Annotated in this window: 26 protein-coding genes; all 26 read right to left on the bottom strand. The window is 55.4% G+C overall.

Features of this window, described 5'->3' with window-relative positions; genetic code table 11:
- Positions 1-969: a hypothetical protein gene (locus QOM10_RS06170; RefSeq protein ID WP_160038528.1), complete on the bottom strand. Its 969-nt coding sequence runs from the start codon at positions 967-969 to the stop codon at positions 1-3.
- A gap of 90 nt (positions 970-1,059) precedes the next feature.
- Positions 1,060-1,416 (bottom strand): phage tail protein, encoded by a 357-nt coding sequence (locus QOM10_RS06165; protein ID WP_150749425.1) that lies wholly within the window; start codon positions 1,414-1,416, stop codon positions 1,060-1,062.
- Positions 1,413-1,730, bottom strand: a complete 318-nt coding sequence (locus QOM10_RS06160) for a hypothetical protein (protein WP_127926045.1) — start codon at positions 1,728-1,730, stop codon at positions 1,413-1,415. Before QOM10_RS06160 ends, QOM10_RS06165 begins: the two co-directional genes overlap by 4 nt.
- Positions 1,730-2,857 carry a phage tail protein gene (locus tag QOM10_RS06155; RefSeq protein ID WP_224794565.1) on the bottom strand — a complete coding sequence of 376 codons (1,128 nt, stop codon included), beginning with the start codon at positions 2,855-2,857 and terminating at the stop codon, positions 1,730-1,732. Before QOM10_RS06155 ends, QOM10_RS06160 begins: the two co-directional genes overlap by 1 nt.
- A gap of 18 nt (positions 2,858-2,875) precedes the next feature.
- Complete coding sequence (locus QOM10_RS06150; protein ID WP_127926044.1) at positions 2,876-3,601, bottom strand: hypothetical protein; 726 nt, start codon at positions 3,599-3,601, stop codon at positions 2,876-2,878.
- Complete coding sequence (locus tag QOM10_RS06145) at positions 3,601-3,993, bottom strand: hypothetical protein (RefSeq protein WP_316917745.1); 393 nt, start codon at positions 3,991-3,993, stop codon at positions 3,601-3,603. The genes QOM10_RS06150 and QOM10_RS06145 overlap by 1 nt, the downstream gene beginning before the upstream one ends.
- Positions 3,990-7,562, bottom strand: a complete 3,573-nt coding sequence (locus QOM10_RS06140; protein WP_316917744.1) for a phage tail protein — start codon at positions 7,560-7,562, stop codon at positions 3,990-3,992. The genes QOM10_RS06145 and QOM10_RS06140 overlap by 4 nt, the downstream gene beginning before the upstream one ends.
- Before the next feature lie 68 nt (positions 7,563-7,630).
- A complete protein-coding gene (locus QOM10_RS06135) occupies positions 7,631-8,236 on the bottom strand; it encodes a tail assembly protein (protein WP_150774126.1) in 606 nt (201 codons plus the stop codon).
- A 30-nt stretch (positions 8,237-8,266) separates the two neighbouring features.
- Complete coding sequence (locus QOM10_RS06130) at positions 8,267-8,872, bottom strand: tail assembly protein (protein WP_127926040.1); 606 nt, start codon at positions 8,870-8,872, stop codon at positions 8,267-8,269.
- Positions 8,873-8,899: 27 nt separating this feature from the next.
- A complete protein-coding gene (locus QOM10_RS06125) occupies positions 8,900-9,703 on the bottom strand; it encodes a C40 family peptidase (RefSeq protein WP_127926039.1) in 804 nt (267 codons plus the stop codon).
- A gap of 2 nt (positions 9,704-9,705) precedes the next feature.
- On the bottom strand, positions 9,706-10,389 hold the full coding sequence (locus tag QOM10_RS06120) for a phage minor tail protein L (RefSeq protein ID WP_316917743.1): 684 nt from the start codon (positions 10,387-10,389) through the stop codon (positions 9,706-9,708).
- A gap of 66 nt (positions 10,390-10,455) precedes the next feature.
- On the bottom strand, positions 10,456-10,794 hold the full coding sequence (locus QOM10_RS06115) for a phage tail protein (protein ID WP_127926037.1): 339 nt from the start codon (positions 10,792-10,794) through the stop codon (positions 10,456-10,458).
- Positions 10,795-10,831: 37 nt separating this feature from the next.
- Positions 10,832-12,058, bottom strand: coding sequence for a phage tail tape measure protein (locus tag QOM10_RS06110; RefSeq protein WP_127926036.1), 1,227 nt, complete (start codon positions 12,056-12,058; stop codon positions 10,832-10,834).
- Positions 12,059-12,114: 56 nt separating this feature from the next.
- Entirely contained in the window at positions 12,115-12,369 is a 255-nt protein-coding gene (locus QOM10_RS06105; protein WP_127926035.1) for a hypothetical protein, read from the bottom strand.
- A gap of 29 nt (positions 12,370-12,398) precedes the next feature.
- A complete protein-coding gene (locus QOM10_RS06100; RefSeq protein WP_127926034.1) occupies positions 12,399-12,749 on the bottom strand; it encodes a phage tail assembly chaperone family protein, TAC in 351 nt (116 codons plus the stop codon).
- Between the two features lie 8 nt (positions 12,750-12,757).
- Positions 12,758-13,249, bottom strand: a complete 492-nt coding sequence (locus tag QOM10_RS06095; protein WP_127926033.1) for a phage tail tube protein — start codon at positions 13,247-13,249, stop codon at positions 12,758-12,760.
- Between the two features lie 91 nt (positions 13,250-13,340).
- Positions 13,341-13,532: a hypothetical protein gene (locus QOM10_RS06090; protein ID WP_127926032.1), complete on the bottom strand. Its 192-nt coding sequence runs from the start codon at positions 13,530-13,532 to the stop codon at positions 13,341-13,343.
- 24 nt (positions 13,533-13,556) lie between these two features.
- Positions 13,557-13,904, bottom strand: coding sequence for a phage holin family protein (locus QOM10_RS06085; RefSeq protein WP_127926031.1), 348 nt, complete (start codon positions 13,902-13,904; stop codon positions 13,557-13,559).
- A gap of 142 nt (positions 13,905-14,046) precedes the next feature.
- Positions 14,047-14,475, bottom strand: a complete 429-nt coding sequence (locus QOM10_RS06080; RefSeq protein ID WP_224790070.1) for a tail fiber assembly protein — start codon at positions 14,473-14,475, stop codon at positions 14,047-14,049.
- A 131-nt stretch (positions 14,476-14,606) separates the two neighbouring features.
- Complete coding sequence (locus QOM10_RS06075) at positions 14,607-15,029, bottom strand: tail fiber assembly protein (RefSeq protein ID WP_316917742.1); 423 nt, start codon at positions 15,027-15,029, stop codon at positions 14,607-14,609.
- A gap of 110 nt (positions 15,030-15,139) precedes the next feature.
- Positions 15,140-15,541, bottom strand: coding sequence for a tail fiber assembly protein (locus QOM10_RS06070; protein WP_316917741.1), 402 nt, complete (start codon positions 15,539-15,541; stop codon positions 15,140-15,142).
- A gap of 509 nt (positions 15,542-16,050) precedes the next feature.
- A complete protein-coding gene (locus tag QOM10_RS06065) occupies positions 16,051-16,785 on the bottom strand; it encodes an XRE family transcriptional regulator (protein ID WP_007908821.1) in 735 nt (244 codons plus the stop codon).
- Positions 16,786-16,849: 64 nt separating this feature from the next.
- The gene (locus QOM10_RS06060) at positions 16,850-17,095 is read right to left on the bottom strand and encodes a hypothetical protein (RefSeq protein WP_158013173.1); all 246 of its coding nucleotides are present in this window, start codon (positions 17,093-17,095) and stop codon (positions 16,850-16,852) included.
- On the bottom strand, positions 17,088-17,468 hold the full coding sequence (locus tag QOM10_RS06055; RefSeq protein ID WP_316917740.1) for a DUF1090 domain-containing protein: 381 nt from the start codon (positions 17,466-17,468) through the stop codon (positions 17,088-17,090). Before QOM10_RS06055 ends, QOM10_RS06060 begins: the two co-directional genes overlap by 8 nt.
- Before the next feature lie 560 nt (positions 17,469-18,028).
- On the bottom strand, positions 18,029-18,520 hold the full coding sequence (locus QOM10_RS06050; protein ID WP_316917739.1) for a hypothetical protein: 492 nt from the start codon (positions 18,518-18,520) through the stop codon (positions 18,029-18,031).
- Entirely contained in the window at positions 18,487-19,236 is a 750-nt protein-coding gene (locus QOM10_RS06045) for a transcriptional regulator (RefSeq protein ID WP_150774121.1), read from the bottom strand. The genes QOM10_RS06050 and QOM10_RS06045 overlap by 34 nt, the downstream gene beginning before the upstream one ends.
- Positions 19,237-19,349: the final 113 nt, after the last annotated feature.

The following is a 19,349-nucleotide window of genomic DNA, read 5'->3' as shown; positions in this document are numbered from 1 at the left end:
TTAGAACCACCGGCCGATGGCGAAGCAGTCAAACGAGACTATTAGCTCGTCACCTTGTACGAACTGACCAAGGCTGAAAGCGCAGATGCTGGCAAAACCGAGCCCTCTGCTGTAGGCGCTGACGCTGGTCACCGCCCTTGTCACACCCAATACTCCAACCAGATTCCCAATGACAAATCCCAGCGTCACGAAGGGCATCGGATAAGACCAGTTGAAGCCCATGTTGGACGGGTTGTTAAACACTACGCCGCCCGTGTTGCAGAGGGTGCAAATCAACGTGCCGTCGGCAAACTTGACGTATTCACCGTTGGCATTGGCGCCGCGCTCAATGACGGCTCCGGTTGGAACGCCTTTGTCCTGGCTGACCGCTCCGACCAACGCGGCAACGGCGGCACTGCCCAGTCCGAGACCCGACCGAGCGGTTGCCGGGGAGTTGCCACCCGTGCCACCTCGTGCCACCGGTACAACAGCGTCCGTTGCCACAGCACCGAGTCCAAGCGCCTGGCGCGCCGACGCGGCATCCGTCGCACCGGTGCCACCACGTACGATGGGCACAATGGTGTCGGTTGCGACTGCACCCAGGCCAAGGCCCTGGCGAGCAGAAACAAGATCCGTTCCTCCGGTGCCGCCATTTCGCAGCGGCAGGACATCGAAACCACTCGCATCACCTAGTGCTGCCAGCTTCGGGCCGTACTGAACGTTAAGGTTGTTGAATGCATCAGCCAGTGCTTTGGGATACCCCTGCACCGGCATGATCGAATAGGACGCGTCGTTTGCCGTTGCGCCTTGGTAAGCCGGGGTGATCGACAACAAGACCGGACTGGCGATATTGCTGACTTCATATTGTCGTCCATCAGGTCCGACGAAGGCATCGCCCACCCGGACGTTGGTGACGAAATCAACGTCGACACCGATGACTGCAGGCGAGTTGTTGCTGACGTTGACCGAACCTGTTCTAAGCCATGGCATGGTGCAGTCCTTTTTTTAAGCGAAAAAAAACCGCACTCGGCGGTATGGGTGTTCAAGACGATCTCGATCAGGTAGCTGTCAGAAAGCCAGTCAGCCCGGCGGCAGCACCGGATCAACCACAATTACCGGAACATCGGGCTGGACAGGCCACTCTGGCGCCACGGGCCAGGCAGCTTGTGTGCTCACTTTGCCCAAGCTGAACTTGTAGGCTTTCCACTGTTTCAGGTTGGCAAGCAGTGCTTGCTGTTCCGCCTCATCCTCAGACGTCGCCTCCCCCAGATCGATGCCGTAACCGAGGGTGTCGATCCGATCCTGAATGCGAGCGACCTGCGCTGCAGCCACCTCGTTTTTGCTCTTGAGCAGTGCTTGAGCTTCGGTCAATCGTGCTGCGGCAGCCGCTGCCTCTTTCATGGCTTTGGTGATCAATTGCGACCAGTCGATGTTCATACTTCAACCTCCGCTTGCGGCAAAGGCTGTGGCAATGCCACGTCACCTTCGGGAATATCGATCAGGTCCTCGGGAAATGCTTGCGCCTGGCTGTAATGGGCGGGAATCGGCAACAACAGATGAAGCGTCAGTTGCCCCTGCTCGCGAGTAACGTCACCCACGAACCATTCAGATTTGATCGCGCCTTGTGGCAACGTATCGCCGTCGCAGAGCAGCGAGAAATCGAACGCTTCACCGTTGATGGTGAGCACGTCACCCGATTTGTAAAGCGCCAGAGAATCCTCTCTACGCTGTGGAGACAAAACAATATTCATCAGTACCACCTCCCGATGGCGATCAGGTTAATTTGGGCAGCCGCGGCTACGTTCGTGGTTGCCATAGCACGCCACCCTCCCCAATTGTTAAGCGCTGGGGGAATCCAGGCACTGGCGAAAATGCAGTCCGCGTGTACAGCCCCTGTGGCCCCCGACGTGACTGTAGGCACCGATGCATAAGCCGAGGGAAACGGGCCGGGAGCATAGGCATCACTACCGAACAGAGCGCCCACGGCGTACGTGCCGGTTGAGTTGGTGGGGATAACTCTCCAGCAAACAAGGGTGCCATCTGCAAACTTGGTGTATTCACCGTTGCCGTTGGCACCCCTCTCGATGATCGCTCCCGTGGGGGCTCCTGCCCCTGAAACGACGCCGAGGATGTTGTTCTGCCGATAAACCATGCGCCAGGGGCCGAAAACCCCCGTGCCGTATTGATCTCGCTCCCAAGTGCGTAAAGTGCCACCGCCTGCGGTGCCGTTGACTTCGTGCCAGGCCTGATGAACCGGCTGACCGACGTATTTGATGGTGTCCATCAAACCGTAGGACGATCCCGTCGGTTTCACGCCCGTGGCGGTGTTAATGACAAAACAGCGCCCCGCCGGAACAGCCGCGGTGTCGTCGATGTTGCCGTTGTAGACCGGGGCGTCACCGCCGATCCCAAATGCTCCGACCTGCATCACGCGGCCTGCCGTGGCGTCGCTGTAAGTGGTTTGAAGGGTGGCTGAAGCGGCACTGCCCAGCTCCAGAGCAGCGCGAGCTGCGGCCGGAGACACGCCGCCAGTCCCGCCTTTCGAGACAGGCAGCACGTCGAAGTTAGCGGTGGCCCCCAATGCCGCAAGCTTGGTACCGTAGGTGTTGACCAAAGCCCGCAACGTATCAGCTGACTCTTTTACGTAGCCTTGCAGCGGCGCCAATGCATACCCGCCTGCTCCGTCAGTCACGCCCTGATAGTTCGGCGAAATCGACATGGCCGTATCGCTGGCAATGTTGGTGACTTCATACCAACTGCCATCAGGGCCTCTGAACGCATCCCCTACACGTCCATTAACGATAAAGGATGTCCCGACCCCGATAACTGAATTGGAATTATTTGTGACGCTTACTCTTCCGGTCTTGCTCCATGGCATACCGATCTCCTCAGTTGGCTAGTTGTAATATCTAGACGATGGAAACTTGCACACCGGGATTCCGAAGCAAGTTCCATTTGTGCCTTGGTAATACCAGTATCCGCCGCCCGCCCTTTGTGCGGTAATATTCAGTACAGGAACATTGTTATCCAGCAAGCTCATACCTACAAAACCAAAACCATCAGCAAACCACGTGACACCACGATCAATACTCGAAACACACACGAAATCATCCGCTTCGATGACAAGGTTGCTTTTGTATGTATCTACATAGTCACCTACTACCAGAGACCATGACTTGGCAAACTTGTGATAGCGAACAACTCTGTCTTCGGAAGAAAATACGATTTGGCCTTGGGCATCAAAGATATTCATGCCATACCGTTGCGGACTGGGCTGATCGGAAAACTTACAGATGACATACTCCATCAAATAGTTCTGTAAATTACTCCCATTACGCACTGCTGATGTCACCAGAAAACCCGTCCAGTTCCCGGGTCCTCCCAACATGGTTATATAAACACCGAGAGATGTATGAAACCCATTTACATGTCTGAAAAAAACTTGTGGAGCCTCCTGTGTCAGGATCGGCTTCACGAACGCAACAGCGCCGCTGCCTTCGCGATCGGTATACCTGGACTGTATTCTGAAACTGCCACGCTCGGAAAACACCATCACTTTATAGGTGCTGGAGATAACCACAGCCCCATACGTATTCGTCACTGAAAGTCCGTAATCCGCCATTACAAAACCCTCACGACTTCAACCACGCACTCGACTGTATGCTCGGTCCATTCGTCAACGTAGTTATTGTGATAGCCGGTAGGTCGCCGCCTGTTCACGTATGTAAAAATACCGATTTGCGTTCCGCCAAGGTCCTTATAAGTTGGTACATAGCCCCACGAATCCGGACGACCTGGTTGACTATAGCCAGCATAAACCCGCGGTGTAATCACAACAAAACAAGTAGCCGGGTTATACCCTGGAACGTCCATCACAATATAATCAGACCTGATGCCATTGCCCATGGTGCGGACGGCAGGCAAGTACATCTGAGCCAACTTTTCAATTGTAAAATCTTCCATACCCAACGTTTGCACGCCGTTGGAATCAAAGACCGCCATTCCATAGCTCATTCGCTTAAATCTCCAAGTTGTACGCGTTTGACATTATTGGCATCAAACACCCGGAGCGACCTGTTGGTCATGATGACTCGTCCCTGTCCGGCTACGCTGCTGTTGATTTCGAAGCTACCGGACTTGGTCAGTCTCCAGCCAGTTGTTCCTGGATAATAATTATCTGACTGCAGGCTATCGCCAATCTTCAACATATTAATTGAGCCATTTTGAATAAAGGCGTCGTTAATAAATGTTTGACCGCCACTCACGGTGAATGGCGATACCGGATTCCCATTAGCCAGGTTCAACAACATGAAGGTATCGGCACGCACAACAAATTGTGACGAAACACCCGAAGGATCTACCTGAAGCCCCAAACCAAACGAAGCGGCATATTTTTGGCCTCCCGCCGTTGTGTCCATCTTCACAGACCAGATCGTCGATAACTTGCCACTGGTATCGGCAATGGCACTTGAGGCTTGCTGAACGGCGGCAGTGTTTTGCCCAACGGACACATTTAACTGTTCGAGCTTCGTCGCCGTGGCCGAGCTATTGGTTGTTACAACCTTCTCAAGCGACTGGATATTTGCCGCGTTATTTCCAATACCGACTTCCAGCGTTGAAACACGTTGGGCGGTTGCCTCGTTCTGGGACGCACGGACGCTGCTTTCCATAGCAATGGCCGCCGTACTGGTCCAGCCTTTGAGCGCATCTGCCAGCTCGCCTTCACCGTTGTCATCCCGAGACGCTGCGCGTAGCGACTGAAATGCGGCGGCCTGAGCCGTTACCGCGCCATCGATCTTGCTGATATCGGCGGTGTTGGTCCCGACCTGCTGAACCAGACCGGAGGCGGTCTCGACAGTTTGCCCCACGTCGACCCAATACTCGGTGTTCGGCGGTGGCAGATTGACGGGTACCAGCGCCTTGGCCTGATATAAGCGATCGCCCTGACGGACGACGGCATATTTCGCATAAGTCCTCGTCGGATCATAGCTTTCATCCAGGGCATCAACCCGACTTTGCAATCCGGGAATTTTCTCGATTTCACCGAGCAGATCTTTCCCCAGTTCGGTCTGCGAGATCTTGCCCGCGAGCAGGTCAAGAATCGGTCCAGCCTCCGAACTGGCCTGCCCCAGCACGCCATTACCGGTCGGATACCACGGCCCGATATTGCCCGTACGATCGACCAGTCTCGCCCAGAAGAAGAACGACGTGCCTGCCAACAGGCTCTGCATCGTGTAATCACTTTGCGGATACGCCAGGTCGGCCAGTTTGGTAGCGGCCTCAAGGTTTGCCGTTGGCCCATACCAGATTTCAGTTCGCTGTGTGTCCTCGGCGCCCGCCGGAAACTCCCATTTCAGGCCGATACCGAACAGCAGGCTGTCAGCCTTGAGGAAAGTCACTGAAGGCGGTGGCGTGGTTTTCCCGGACAGTTGCGTTTCCACCGAAGTCGCATAGATCGAACCGATGTCCAGCGCGTTGATGGCTCGCACTTTGGCCACGTAACGCCCGGCATAAATGCCGCGTACCTCCATCGACGAACCACCGGTTCGACCGGCAAACACCCATTCGCTGTCGTTCTTGCGCCAGTAAACTTCATATGCAATGGCGTTGGCCGGGCGCGCCCACTCGATGGTCATCACACCGACTGCACTGCCCTGATCGACGAAGTGGTTATTACTGATCGTGACTGAAGTCGGTGGCGCCTGAACGCCTGGCGGTATGACCGTGACAGGGGGGCGTTCGATACGGGAGCCGTTGTCGATCGCGCCGTACTTGCTCGGCACATGTTTGACTGCACTGATGCTGTACTTGATTTCCGTGTCGGTGAAGTCTTCAGCAATCGACAACACGCGAAATTGCTGTGCGGCCAGGGAAGCGGAATCAATGGCCCACATCGACTGCGCCGGTGGCAACTCGCTCAAGGGCTGAGCCAGGATCACACGTTGAGCCTGGTCGCTGATGCTCACTGACTTGATCACGCGGGAAACGGCTTTACCGGTCGGCATGACCAGGGTGAGCGTATCGCCAGCTTCGGCGGTCACGTGGGCATCCAGGGTCAGCGTATCGAGTGTTGCACCACGCAGGCGGCCACCAATCCGTCTGCCGGCACGGTCGTTGTCAGCCACGCGGATAATTTGTCCCGGACGCGCGAGCGTCCCGTCCAGACCGACGGAGAAAGTGACACTTTCAGTTTCCAGGCGATTGGTCAGCAGTGCCCATTTACCGATGCGCTGGGCCTGGGCCTGAGACGTGCAACCGGTAGCGGTGATCTCAGTCTGCTGTACACCATAGCGAGCGACACCCTCAGCATCATCGACGTATTGAACCTTCTGCCGGTAGAAGTCCGTCGGATCATTCCAACTGACCAGCGCCACGCTGAAACGGGTCTTTTTCGCCGACCCGCCATAGACGAACTTGCCGCCAATGACGTTGCCGTTGGAGTAGGTGTACACCGGGTCTTCCGGCATGTCGGCCACCGCCATGACCGAACCCGCCCCCCAATACGACATGCCACGAAACGTGGTAGCCAGATCCTGCAAAACCTTCAGGGCATCGGCACGCACCGACAGATACAGGTTGCAGGTGAAGCGCGGTTCAGTCCCGCCCTTTCCGTCGGAGACAGGCTGATCGCAATACTGACCGATGCGGTACAGCTCCCATTTATCGACCTGACCGGCATTGAGCAAATGGCCCAGGCCATAACGCGGATGCAGCAGCAGGTCGTAGTAAATCCACGCCGGGTTGTCGGTCCAGGCCGATTTGAACGTACCGTCCCAAATGCCGTTGTACGTGCGGCTCTGCGGGTCGTAGTTGCTCGGCACCCGAATGATCCGTCCCAGCAATTCAAAGGAACGCGACGGTATCGACTGGAACTGGGAGGCGTCGAATTGCAAACCGATGATCGCCGAGCCGGGATAGCGCAGCTTGGCGTCAATTACCTCCGTACTCGATTCGACACTGGTGGTGTCGGCAATGGCGCCGCTGGTGGAGTTAGGGGTCAAACGGCGTACTCGCACGGTCCAACCGCTTTTGGCCGCAGGCAGATCGATGCGGTGCGATCGCTCGTACTTGGTGGTGGTTTTGCCACTGAACGCGGACGCCAGTACCTCGACGAAGGCACCGCCATCGGTGGCCAGATCAATCGCGTATTTGACTGTATAACCGTTAGTGTCGCCGTTGCTGGTATTGGTCTGCGCCAGTCGCGCCACCGCCAGACGAATCCGCACAGCCGACAGTTGCAGGTTGGTAAAGGCCTTGGTCCACGGTTGATCACTACGCAGCTCGACCGCTGCGACCGTCTCGTTTTCCACCGCGGGAAAACCGGGGATATGTGCCTGATCCTGGCTACCGGTACGAACATCCAGCGTGACACCATTGAAGTTCAGGCTGCCGTCGTCGTTGGCCAGCGGTGTTTCATCCAGAAACACCGAGCGGGAATCATTTTTCAGACCGACAATCTCGCCTTCGCTGACGAGATCGAGGATACGAGCGTAAGCCGTGCTTTGCAGGCTGTCTGGCGCCTCCACGGAGGGGCGCGGCTTGGCGCCGCCACCTTTGCTGCCAGCGAGAATGAGGTCAGTCATGGCTTTCCTTCAGGCGAAATAAAACCCGCACAGGGCGGGTTGGGTGGACGTCAATAAAAGATCGAACGCTAGAGTTGATCCTGCGCGTAGATACCAGCGCTGATCACGGAACTGCCGACGACCAACTGGCCATACAGCAGACCGACCGGGTTACCTTGGGCGCTGGTGTTGACCGGGCCGTTGAAGCTGTAACTGGCGCGATTGGCGGGGCTGTCCTGAGCCCCCAGGCCTTTGGCTTGGGGGGACAGCATTTGCAAAACGCCACCGATCACCATGGCGGTTCCCATTTGGTACAGAAAAGGTGAAGCACCGGCGAATGGCGTAAATGACAGAACGAAAGCGGCGGCAATCATCACGCTGCCGACAATGGTCTGGAGTGAGCCTGCGCGCTTTGACCCTGCGATGACTGGCACAATTCGCAGCACCTCTTTGCCGGTTGGCTTACCCAGTTCATCTTGCGAAAGATTTTCTCGACCATTGAACAGCGCAAACCGGAGCCCTTTGCCAGCGCTTTCGTTCATATACCTTTCGAAACCGGGGAATTGCTTGAAGTAGCCCATGACATCCCGAAACCCGCCGGAAGTTGTCACGCGATGCTTGCGCCCAAACAATCGTGCCAGGGATCCGGATAACAGGACCGTCTGAATTTTTTGTTGATCTGGTTGCATTGCCATAGTTTTCTCCGGCAGTGAAAAAGCCGCTCGCTACAGTTGATCCTGCGCGTAGATCCCGGCACTGATCACTGCGCTGCCGACAATGGCCTGGCCGTAAAGCAGACCCACAGGGTTGCCTTGAGCACTGGTATTGGTGGGGCCGTTGAAACTGTAGCTGGCTCGGTTGGCAGGACCGTCCTGGGTGCCCAGGCCTTTGGCTTGTGGAGAAAGCATCTGCATGACGCCACCAATCACCATGGATATCCCTACAGACCCCACTGCGCCCCAGGTACCGCCAGCGGCAATGCCTGCAAAACCACCGGTGAAAAATGTTGCTGCGGCGATCAATACGACCCCGACAACCGTCTGCAATGAGCCCGCTCGCTTGCTGCCAATAACCACTGGCGCAATACGAATATCCATCGTGCCACTTGGCGCTTTGAGCCGGTCATGGCCAATGTTGTCGCGCCCCAGGAAAACAGAGTACGTAAGCCCCCGGTCCCTGGACTCCATCAGAAAGCGCTCAAATCCCGGAACGAGAATGCACAAGGCATGAATGGCTTCCGCGGCGTTGTTCACAGCCAGCCGGTGCACGCGACCAAAGCTGGCACCCAAGGTGCCATAAAGGCGAATAGTCCTAAGTTTTTGCTGATGCATTTCACAGCTCCAGGAGAAGACCTCCAGTCAGGTTTCAGTCATTGAGTCAGGGGGCTGGTGATGCGAAATTTTCGATTGATGCCGCCAACAGCTCACTGTCACTTCTGTCCAGTATCCGCCATAGGTATCGCGCCGGCTGTCTCGCCCATAAAGGTGATGCAGGATTGAACCCGGCGCGGGGAAGCGATCGGGATCAGTCTTGAGTACGCCATCTTCAAGATAAATGGCGGCATGGTTGGGCACCGGCGAACGAATTTGCATCAGCACGATATCGCCCTGCTGCAATTGGCTGACCTGTTCAAAACCAGCGGCGGGCAGGTTCTCCAGATAGAGATTTGCGCCCTTGTCCCACCAGCCGTCCTCGCGGTCATAGTCACCGAGTTCGATACCCATTTCCCTTCGGTAATAGTCAAGAATGATGCTCAGGCAATCATGTACACCGTGGACGAATGCGCGCCCAATCAAGGGCGCCAGATATCCACTGGGTGTGATGGTGACCAGTTCACCCTTGTGAACTTGCCCTTCATCATCCTTGCGCACTTCGAGAATGTGCCACGGTAACCCAGAGGCTTCACAAGAGACCCGGTCTGCCTCACTGGCCGTCGCGGGATAATCAGGATGGCTGTGAACGACGGCGATGATCTCGCCGCACTCCTCGGCCGCTGCGTAGTCTTGTGGTGCCAGACGAAAGTGTTCACTGGGCGTCGTCGCAGTATTGCGGCACGGCACATAACGTTGTCTGCGTCCGTCGCGAATCAGCAAACCGCAGCATTCGTCGGGATACTGCGCAATGGCATGACGCTCGATGGCGGCCAGCGTGGTCTTGTTCATGATCAGCTCCGAATCAGACCTGCGGCCGGAAACGAGCCGTATGGCAGTGGATTGTTTTCGCCAAAACGCAGCTTGCAGCTGCTCAGGCGTCCACCGCACTTGTCCTTGGCCGCATCGCTGACGATCACGTCATTGGCATCCGCCACAGGACCGCCGTTGTAGCCGCAGTACGGACCGCGATAACCGCCACAACTGAGCCACCAGCAGACATTGGCAACGATTTGTCGACGCGGCAGTTGTACGCCATTGAAGTCCAGTGCACTGGCGAGTTCGAACTTCACCACTTCACTGTCTTCACTGACCTTGCGCTCGATGTACCAGACATCTGGAGGCAGTTCTTCTTCGGGATCGGCTTCAGGCTGACCATCGAGGTACTTGCCCAACGTGCGATGACGGATCATCCGCGCCCCGACCAGATCATCGAAATACAACACCAGAGCAGTGATAAAACCACCGACGTTACCGACCGAAAGCGATGGAGTCGGCTGTGTGGCCTGCCCGGTCATTTCAAAGCCTTCGGCCTGAATGGGCCATGGTGAATACTCGAGGCCTTGCCAGAAGATCGAGGCTTGCTGTGGATAGCCGTGGAAGCGGTATAGCTCGGCGCCGAGGCTGGTGGCATCGAGTTCAAACAGCTCGACCCAGGCGCCCGGTTCCAGCGCCTGGATATCTGCAGTAATGGACATTTGAATCTCCGGGCAAAGAAAACCCCGCACAAGGCAGGGTGGTTTTCGCGTCAGGCGTATCCCGATTTACGGGTGAAATGCCTGCTCAAAGGTGGCTACCAAAGTGAAGAGACCTGCTCCCATCGGAGTCGGTTGATAACCTTTGCAGCGATAGAGGGCCGGCTCGCTCAGCGGTGCCGCCCAGTAAAAAGGCGCGGCTCCAGCATGACGATCAAGAAACTGCACAATGGATTTGATCCGCGCCTCGTCACCGACGAAGGTCAACGGCCAGGATTGTGATTTGTTGTTGATACCGTCTGCGGCCACTTGTTGATAGCCGTCACCAAACTTCGCCGACTTGAGGCGAAACTCGACATTGCCGACAGGCTCTACTTTTGGAAGCCAGCTGAATGTTTCCGTGCTCATGTTTTCTCCGGGCGTGAGTGATTGCAGCCGCTGATCGTCAGCGGCCGTTGATGGCGGACCAGATCTGCCCACCCGGTTTAAGGTCACGAGCAATCTGTTCGGCGGCGCCCTGTTTGGCTGCACCGGCGTAGGCCTTGGCGACGGTTTGCGAATTAATGTCGCCCGCTGCGCCACCACCTGAACTGTCACCCACATTGATTGTTTGCTGAATCACCACTTGATGGCTGCTGGTACTGCCCAGCGCACCACCCTGCACTTGCACGCCGAGGGAACCATCGGAACCGCGGCTGAGCGGCATGATGGCTTCCGGTCCTGCTTCGCCAAACATGGCCATCGGCGCCAGGATCGGCCCCGTAGCAACGCCGCTTGTAAAGGCACCACCCTTGGCGAATCCGGTGTATCTGAAATCCGACCCAAGCGATAAAGCCGGGTTGAAGATGGTGGTGTCCGCCCCTACTCTGGCGGTCGTCACCCCAGGTGCGCTGCCACCACCAAACAGCGACGTCGCCGCCGTTCCGACCAGACCGAACAACGAACTCAGACCTTTGGACATCGCTGTTTGAGCGGCCAGCTTGGCCATGTCTCCAAGCACCGATTTGGCAAAATCGGAAAACGAAAACTTGCCTGTCAGCGCAAATGTCGAAACCGCATCGCCCATGGTGTTGAACGCATTGGTAAACACTGCCTTGGATTTAGCTGCAACATTGTTGGAGCTGGTCAGGTAATCATCCCAGGCCGAAGTGGCCCCGTTGATCCAATTGCCCTGAGCCTCGGTCATCGACTCATAGTTGCTTTGAACCTGAAGAGTCATTGAGTCGTGCTCGGACTTCAACGCCGCCAGTCGAGTGCCGTAGTCGGCGCTGTCTTGAGGCGCAACACCTCCAGACACAGGAGTATCCAGCGCTTTTCGCGAGACTGCATATTTCTGGTCGATTTCACTCAACGCTTTCGCACGATCACTTTCTCGTGAGCCCATTCCAACGAGTGCGGCAGCCAGCGAGCCATCGCGCCGCAACTTGTCGAAGTCGTTTGAATAGTTGACTTGCTGACTGGCTTGCTCCTGAACGTCGACGTAAGTAGCGATGTTCGCTTGCGCAATCGAGTTGGCCGACGCATGCAGCGTTACGCCGATTTTCTTTGCGGCATCCTCGATCTGCTTTTGCATCTGACGCAGCTTTTGTTCGGTGATACGTGACGCCTGAGTCCAGGCTTGTTCAAGGCCGTCGAGGTTCGGCGTCAAACCTGCAGAGGAAGTAACTGCCATGTGCGTTTCTCCGGGCTATGAAAAAACCCGCCGAAACGGGTCATATAAATTTCTGGCTATTGCCATTGCTCAATCGCACGCTCGAGGGAAAGCCCCTGACGCTGCTCATGAGGCATGAAGTCCAGCAGTTCCGCCAGACCGCCGCCCAGCCGGTGAGTCTGTAGCGCAACCATTGCGCTACCCGCTTCCAGCCGCCTACCGGTATGAAGCGATCCATATCGATCAATGTATCGACCCCATGCCAGGGCTTCCTGGTAGGTCATACGTTCCTTGGCTTCGGCAATCGTGCGGCCGCCGACTCCGTTCAGCACCAATTCGTGCCAGAACTCATCGGCGGCAGTCAGTTTTTTACTGCGCTACCGCCTGTGCCATTCACCTCATTGACTGCGTTGAGCAACAGAAACCCTAACGAAGGTTCGAGGTTGTAGGCGTCGTCGTAGGAAAGTGCTTCCGCGCCTTCGGCTCCCAACGAGACCGACGCCGCAATGTAACTCGCGTTCCGGCTCTGTTCGTTTTCACCTTGGGCGAACAGTCGCTCAATCACGCCGAACGACTGTCGGCGAATGTGCAACGTGAAAGTGTCAGTGACTTCCTTGCCCGATTGACTATCGAGATGAGTCCAACTCACTTCTTTTTTGATCGGCTGACCGTCGACGATGCCGCCCTTGGCTTTCAGTTGTTTGAGGTTCATGGCTGATCTCAGGCTTTCTTGATCCAGGCGGACCCACCGGTACGCTGAATAGTGACGGTAGTGGTGACGACGGCATTGAGTGCAAAGTTGAACGGGAAGTCCGACACATAACCGTCGAAGGCGAACCAGGTACGGGTGGCTGGCAATTCGAAGTCATTGCCCTGAGCATTCACCGTTGGCGCAACACCTTTGCCGTCAGACCAGCCCACAACCCATTTGATGCCGGTATCACCGTCGGCTTCCGACAATTGATGCAGACGGATATGGCTGGCGTTGGTCGGGTCGGCGTTGAGGCCGAGGCTGGCGGTACCAGGTGTGCGCAGACCTTTTTTATAGGTGCGCTCTTCAGCGTTGAGACTGGTGTCTTCAATCTGTTCTGCAGGGGCACCGCCCGGATCGAACGAAGTAGCGTGCTCGATTTCCAGTACGGTGTAAGGGCCGGTGCCTGCGGCTGGCGGAACAAGGGCGAAAATTTGAGTACCTTGGGTAAGAATCGACATCTGGCGTTCTCCATTGAACAAAAAACCCGCAATAGCGGGGTTGAGGGTATTACTCGGATGGACCTGTCTCGGCGTTGCGAGCGGCGTTCAGTCAGGGTGCAGGTGTACCGTCCAGATAGGGCGGTGCGTTGGGATCCGGTTCTCGGCTCTTTATCAAATCGACCAGTGCCTGATTGCTTTGCGCCAACAATCGAATGGAGGCACTCAATGCCGTCTGACTGTCGGACTGGATTTGCAGCGCCGCAACCAATCGATTGATTGCGGCCAGATCTTCGTCATTCATATTCAGCGTTTCTCTTTGCGGGAATCATGGATCGGTCGGCGAATCGCGCGGCGGGACTTCGCAGACGCCGATGCGCTTGGCCGCCCAGCGCTCGTACAGACCGATGGCCACGTCGGCCCCGGCCATTGCGGTGAGGCAACCGAACGCGCCGGCAGCCCAGATCGACATGCCGGCGGCATACAGCAGCATGATCGCCGACACGCCGCAGATCATGCAGGCGCCGGAGCGCAGGGCCAGACGCCGTAACAGCGGCCAGCCACGAGCGCCCTCCTTGTCGGCGCGCCACATTTCGCCGGACACCCCGCCGACGACGGCAAGGAGGATGACCAGCCAGATAGGCATGTCTGCCAACGCTTGTTGCTCGTTTGTCATTTCACGCCTCCGTAGGTGATTGATGAGTGATGTGTGTTGGGCTCAAGCGATGTCTCTTCAGGTAGGCATTCCAAAAAGCCCGGCGCTTGGGCCAGGCTTTTCAGTAATGCACTCTCGGTTTCGTCTGACAGGCGCTACGTAATCAGAAGGGCGCTACCGGCCAGTCGATCGTGAACGGGTAGTCCGGTTGATTTTTCACAGCGGTGACAGCGATGTAGTACTGCTGGTAAGAAGTCCAGGCGGCCTCTTCTTCTGGCGTGGCGACACCTAGATTGACCTTGTAATGCACGGGATTGAGATCAAGCCAGCTGGACGCAGCACCGATGCGCTGACGAATACGCGTCAAGACGAGATCGGCATAGTCCTGATACGTTGGCTCCGAGTAGACCCAGCCAGTTGCCGCGTACGTAGCCTTCCAGCCCACTTGAACGATGGTATCCGTTGCAACCTGGTACCAACTGCCCGAGATCCCCTGAGGAGGAGTGAGCGGTGTTTCTTCAGACTCGATAATCTCCGCAACCCGGGAAAACGGGTACTGATTACTCATCTCAATGAATACGTAACGATTCATGTTAATTCCTTGTTTGTATTAACAACATGCGTGATTCGGCACTTCTCGACTTTCAACTCATCCGGTCGAAATAAGTGCGGCGAGTAAATGAACATGTAAGAAAGCCGGCAATTCACCGAGCCTTTTATTTTTCAGAATGGCGCGATTGGCCAGTTGATGATTGATGGATAACCAGACTGGTTTTTTACTTCGCTGACGGCGACAAAGTACTGCTTGTAAGAAAGCAGTGCAGCTTCATCGTCAGGCGTGGCAGTACCGATATCTTTTTTGTATTGCAGTGGATTAAAGGTAAGCCAGTGAATGGCTTTGTCAAAACGCTCGCTCATTCGGGCCGTGGCAAGTCGCACGTAAGCCTCGTAGTCCGGCTCGGTAAAGACCCACTGAAACGTCTGAAATTGAGCCAGCCAACCCACTTGAACCGCGAGTCCCGCGGTATCAATCCAGCTTCCCCCGCCATTTTCAGGGAAGGGAGGAAAATCATCCGCATCCACTAGTTGCGAGACGACGTAATAGTTTTGTTGATACACCGTCTCGATAAGAGCATAACGGTTCATTGTTACTTCCTTATGTATTTTTAAATCAGTACTTACCTTGATTTAAACATCTGCGAGTTCAGGCAGGCACTTAAACTGCTATCAGCGGAGCGACCGGCAATGTGCTCTTGTCAGTACGGTACGGTTGGCCAATCAATGGTCACCGGGTAACCTGCTTGCTTATCGATATCGCTGAGAGCAATGCAGTACTGTTTGTGCAGAAGTAGCAACGCCTGCTCCTGCGGGTCTGCTACGTCAAGATCCGCCTTGAATTGCAGAGAGTTGAGCATCAGCCACATCGTGGCCCCATTCAGCAACTGCCATTTCTTTTCCTGAGCGTCATTGCGCAAGTCTTGCTCGGATGGCGCAGTAAACGTCCAGACGCCATTGAGTGTTGCCTCCCAGCCAACCCGCACTTTCGTATTTCCTGTCACATCGACCCAGACAGTCATTGCCGATACAAAAGGTGGCTCGGCTTCGCTTTCTTTCAGTTGACTGACTTTGCCGTACTCAATCAGTGCATAAAGGTTCATTTGATACTCCTTCGCTTTTTGATTCGGTGAATGGGTAACGCGGTCATAAAGGCATTCCAAAAAGCCCGGTGATGCACCGGGCTTTTCAGTAATGCGCTCCTTCGCCTTCCTTCAAATCCTGTGTTCAAGAAGGAAGCTGACTTTTCGGCGCTACTGGCGCGGTACGAGTCCATTCAAATTGTTTTTCCGACCGCGGTCCCTGCCCGCCGGATAACTGCTTCTGGTGCTTTACGCTGCACACCCGGGTCAGTTGCCAACCCTCTGAACCGTTGAGGCCGATTCATCGCTGCCTGTTCTTGTGGAACTAAAGAGCTTTCTTGCCAGCCGCTTTGTCGAGCGGCTTGGTGGCAAGAATATGCATGTATGCATATACAGTCAATGCGTAAATGCATTTATTTATGCGCAAGAAATGCCGAAATGCATGAAAGCCCCGCAACTCAAGGGCTTGACGGTTTCATTCAGGCGAAAAAAAACCCGCCAATGGACGGGTTTTTCTGGAGAGGGTCGGGTTAGCGGGCGTACATGCCCCACCAGAAGACATGACCGAGGATGACAATCTGCTCTTCCTGGATTTCCTGGAAGCTGTAGTCCTCGTCCGGATGTTCATCGCGATTGAAGCTGCGCAGACGAATGCCGGTAGGCAAGCGGTAAAGCTGCTTTACGCGTAACTGGCCGTTGTGATTGATCGCGTACAGGTCGCCATCAATGATGTCACCGATGCCGCACTTGCCCGCATTCACACCGACGGTGGCGCCATCACGCAACACCGGCAACATGCTGTTGCCACGTACGGTCACGCATTTGGCCTGGTCGAACTGCACACCGTTATGACGCAGGCTGCGCTTGCCGAAGCGCAGGCTAGAGCGCTCGCTCTCTTCGATGACGAATCTTCCTGATCCAGCAGCCAATTCAACCTCGCGAAGGAACGGCACCGATACTTCGTCATCATCGACCGGCGTATCGTCGTCCCACAGCATTATGTCCTTGAGTTCCGCGTGTACGTCATCGCGCGCGGCACCGGCCGACGGGGCGACATCTGCGCGCCCGCGCAATTGATCGGTGCTCACGGCGAAGTACTCGGCGATCTTCGAAATGTGTTTATCCGAGGGATCGACGATCTTCCCGCTGAGAATCCGCGAGAGAGTGGATTGAGGCACGCCGGTGCGACGGTGGAGCTCCGTGGGGGAGATCCCGTGCTGGTCGAGCAGTGCTCTTAAGACGGAGGCTACGTTGCGTTTTTGCATAACGCGCATAGTGCTTGAAGTTACACGCGAAGACAAATGCTGATTTGCATAACTTATGCATAAATCAGTATTTGGTTCGACGTGCCGCCGCATTCGCTCGCTTGAGCCGATCGTTTCGGGCTTTTTTGTCGTAGTCGTCTTTGGCGCCGAGGATTCCACCAGCAGCGTGTACCCAATCGGTGGCGGTGCAACCGGAGAGCAAAATGGCAGAGGTAAAGAGTGAAGCAAAGACAAGTGCGTTTTTCATCATCGAATTTCCGGTGGTCACTGATACAGAGGTTGGTTCACAGCCGAACTGGCGCTTACTCATTCACAAGCCGTTGCAGTTTTGCCTGGGCCCGTTCGAGCCTGGCTTCTTGCTTCTTGATGACTTTCACATCACCGTACTGACGCGCCGCTTTCAGATGGTTTTGTCTGCGCCGAATTTCAGCTTCGGCTTTCTGGATGGCTTTTTCGTGGTCATCCTCTACCGACGGTTCGCGACAGTAACGCTCGACATTGGCCAGCGCCTGCTCCAGGCCGGCCTTGCGATAAACATTATCCGCTGCGTTGGCGCGCTCTATTTGTCGGACAAGTTCAGCGCGGCGCGGCGCGCAACTTTGACGCGCGTCGGCGAATGAACGATCAATGATTAAAACGCAACTGACGGCCAGAGACAGACTGCAAAACAGACTTGGCTTCATGAGACATACCCCAAGTAACTCTTCTCACCCGAACGGTTGCAGAAATAGCTGATGCGACTCCAGGCATCACGGCATCTCAATATTCTCTGTAGGCCGAACAAGGCTGCCGACACCATATCGCGACAGTGCGCCTTACATATTGGAAAGTGTTTGACCAGCCACGCCACGGGTACGTAAACATGATCAAAACACAGCAACACCGGCGTGCGATCAGATAATGTGGAAATACTCACGTCTTTTTCTTTTCCAGCAATCGCTGCTGCAACGAATACAGTACCCTCTTTATTAATAGCAATGGATCGTTTCCATGCCGGAGCCTGAACCCCATGATGATTACGCACGCAAAACCAGAGCATTTATAAAGCCCCCTCAATATCCTAAACGTCGTCGAATGCTTGCAGGCAATAACAACAGCCGCACTGCGCTGACTCTCCGTTACAGTCGCAGAGGCTATTGGCCTGACTCGAATCACATTAACAACGCAGGACCATCACGGCCTTACTGGCATCTTACTCAGTCTTACTTAGTCACTCCGGGGCCTTGCGCCAGCGGGTTTTTCGCTAACGCGGGACGTGGCAGACGCCTTTGATCAGGTTATTGATGTTGTAGTAGTACTCGGCATCGGAGAAGTAATTAAACGTCACCATGCCGCCTTGAAAGCCTCTTTCCATGAACGGCAGTTCATCTCCTGCAGTATCGGCATCAAACTTTACAACCGATCGCGTCTTGAACAAGAACCTGGACGTATCGAGATGAGTGAGGGCAATGTTGAACTTTCGATCATAGGTATAGACTTTGCCCTCTGGTGTTTTCACCAGGTAATAAACATAAAGGGCGCCTTCTTTCGGGTCGATCGTCATATCACCGACGCCATGCCAGCGAACTTTGTGATCATGGGTATGCACAAAATCGATGGAAGCAAAACACGGTGCACGCGGAATGTCGCGATTGATCAAATAGAAATACCGAACAACCAATACACCGAAAATCAACACCGAAGAGATAGCCGAGAGTGCGATTATTTTTTTCCAACGAGCTGATAATTCACGCATATGGCCTCCCCCTTACTTTCAGGCTTTACGCACTTGATCAACAACTGGGAGAGCGGCTTTCGCACATAGAAGTTCGTATCGGACAACACAATGGGCGGTTCGAATTCGCTGAGCGCTTTTACAATTTCGTCCTTGGACATCCTTTCACTTTCTTCCACATATAACTTCGCATCGCCTTCCCGCCAGACGAGTTTCCACTCTTCCAGATCGGCGGGCTTCTTAAAGAGCAAGTAAGCGTAAAACAGTGGAAGTGCAATTGCCGACGCAACGACTACGTACAGAAGGAAGCGCCAGTAGCGGCGCGACGACTTCGTAACGGTAATGCAAGCCTGCTCATCAGAGGCTACTGGCGCAGGCGGGGATTCAATCTCGGCGACAGTAGCGCTGACCAGCCTGATTTCACACAACAGCACCACGCCTCGGCGCGGCAAGGTCTTGAGACTGTCCCGTGGCAAACCGACGTCGGCGAGGTGCGCGCGAAGCAAGTGCAGGGTCTTGTAGTAACTGCTGTCGGAAATCACCAGCCCGCGCTCACCCCAGACCCGCGAGATGAGCTGTTCCTTATCGGTAACTCCGGCGATCAATGCCAACAACAGATCACTTTCATTGCTGCCCAGACAGACTGATCGCTGCGCCCGAGTGAGGGACATTTTTTCTGCATCGTAGTAGCAATCGCTCGGTGTCGATCCTGAGCCAATGCCTTCAGACTGTTCCACGCTGCTTCCTCAACTGACCTTCAACCCACGAACTCCGATCATTCGATAGCTTTTCGGCACTATAGGACACAATGCCAACCCGAGCGGCGGCGGGTTGCTGCATCCACCTCAAA

The organism is Pseudomonas sp. P108, assembly GCF_032613195.1.
Lineage (GTDB): Bacteria > Pseudomonadota > Gammaproteobacteria > Pseudomonadales > Pseudomonadaceae > Aquipseudomonas.
The sequence above is the reverse complement of the archived record's forward strand: the minus strand, read 5'-3'. Positions and strand labels throughout refer to the sequence as shown.

Excerpts from the sequence above, each read along its gene's own strand:
- QOM10_RS06170 (WP_160038528.1), bottom strand. The coding sequence starts at position 969 with ATGCCATGGCTTAGAACAGGTTCGGTCAACGTCAGCAACAACTCGCCT.
- QOM10_RS06165 (WP_150749425.1), bottom strand. The coding sequence starts at position 1,416 with ATGAACATCGACTGGTCGCAATTGATCACCAAAGCCATGAAAGAGGCA.
- QOM10_RS06160 (WP_127926045.1), bottom strand. The coding sequence starts at position 1,730 with ATGAATATTGTTTTGTCTCCACAGCGTAGAGAGGATTCTCTGGCGCTT.
- QOM10_RS06155 (WP_224794565.1), bottom strand. The coding sequence starts at position 2,857 with ATGCCATGGAGCAAGACCGGAAGAGTAAGCGTCACAAATAATTCCAAT.
- QOM10_RS06150 (WP_127926044.1), bottom strand. The coding sequence starts at position 3,601 with ATGGCGGATTACGGACTTTCAGTGACGAATACGTATGGGGCTGTGGTT.
- QOM10_RS06145 (WP_316917745.1), bottom strand. The coding sequence starts at position 3,993 with ATGAGCTATGGAATGGCGGTCTTTGATTCCAACGGCGTGCAAACGTTG.
- QOM10_RS06140 (WP_316917744.1), bottom strand. The coding sequence starts at position 7,562 with ATGACTGACCTCATTCTCGCTGGCAGCAAAGGTGGCGGCGCCAAGCCG.
- QOM10_RS06135 (WP_150774126.1), bottom strand. The coding sequence starts at position 8,236 with ATGGCAATGCAACCAGATCAACAAAAAATTCAGACGGTCCTGTTATCC.
- QOM10_RS06130 (WP_127926040.1), bottom strand. The coding sequence starts at position 8,872 with ATGCATCAGCAAAAACTTAGGACTATTCGCCTTTATGGCACCTTGGGT.
- QOM10_RS06125 (WP_127926039.1), bottom strand. The coding sequence starts at position 9,703 with ATGAACAAGACCACGCTGGCCGCCATCGAGCGTCATGCCATTGCGCAG.
- QOM10_RS06120 (WP_316917743.1), bottom strand. The coding sequence starts at position 10,389 with ATGTCCATTACTGCAGATATCCAGGCGCTGGAACCGGGCGCCTGGGTC.
- QOM10_RS06115 (WP_127926037.1), bottom strand. The coding sequence starts at position 10,794 with ATGAGCACGGAAACATTCAGCTGGCTTCCAAAAGTAGAGCCTGTCGGC.
- QOM10_RS06110 (WP_127926036.1), bottom strand. The coding sequence starts at position 12,058 with ATGGCAGTTACTTCCTCTGCAGGTTTGACGCCGAACCTCGACGGCCTT.
- QOM10_RS06100 (WP_127926034.1), bottom strand. The coding sequence starts at position 12,749 with ATGAACCTCAAACAACTGAAAGCCAAGGGCGGCATCGTCGACGGTCAG.
- QOM10_RS06095 (WP_127926033.1), bottom strand. The coding sequence starts at position 13,249 with ATGTCGATTCTTACCCAAGGTACTCAAATTTTCGCCCTTGTTCCGCCA.
- QOM10_RS06090 (WP_127926032.1), bottom strand. The coding sequence starts at position 13,532 with ATGAATGACGAAGATCTGGCCGCAATCAATCGATTGGTTGCGGCGCTG.
- QOM10_RS06085 (WP_127926031.1), bottom strand. The coding sequence starts at position 13,904 with ATGACAAACGAGCAACAAGCGTTGGCAGACATGCCTATCTGGCTGGTC.
- QOM10_RS06080 (WP_224790070.1), bottom strand. The coding sequence starts at position 14,475 with ATGAATCGTTACGTATTCATTGAGATGAGTAATCAGTACCCGTTTTCC.
- QOM10_RS06075 (WP_316917742.1), bottom strand. The coding sequence starts at position 15,029 with ATGAACCGTTATGCTCTTATCGAGACGGTGTATCAACAAAACTATTAC.
- QOM10_RS06070 (WP_316917741.1), bottom strand. The coding sequence starts at position 15,541 with ATGAACCTTTATGCACTGATTGAGTACGGCAAAGTCAGTCAACTGAAA.
- QOM10_RS06065 (WP_007908821.1), bottom strand. The coding sequence starts at position 16,785 with ATGCAAAAACGCAACGTAGCCTCCGTCTTAAGAGCACTGCTCGACCAG.
- QOM10_RS06060 (WP_158013173.1), bottom strand. The coding sequence starts at position 17,095 with ATGAGTAAGCGCCAGTTCGGCTGTGAACCAACCTCTGTATCAGTGACC.
- QOM10_RS06055 (WP_316917740.1), bottom strand. The coding sequence starts at position 17,468 with ATGAAGCCAAGTCTGTTTTGCAGTCTGTCTCTGGCCGTCAGTTGCGTT.
- QOM10_RS06050 (WP_316917739.1), bottom strand. The coding sequence starts at position 18,520 with ATGCGTGAATTATCAGCTCGTTGGAAAAAAATAATCGCACTCTCGGCT.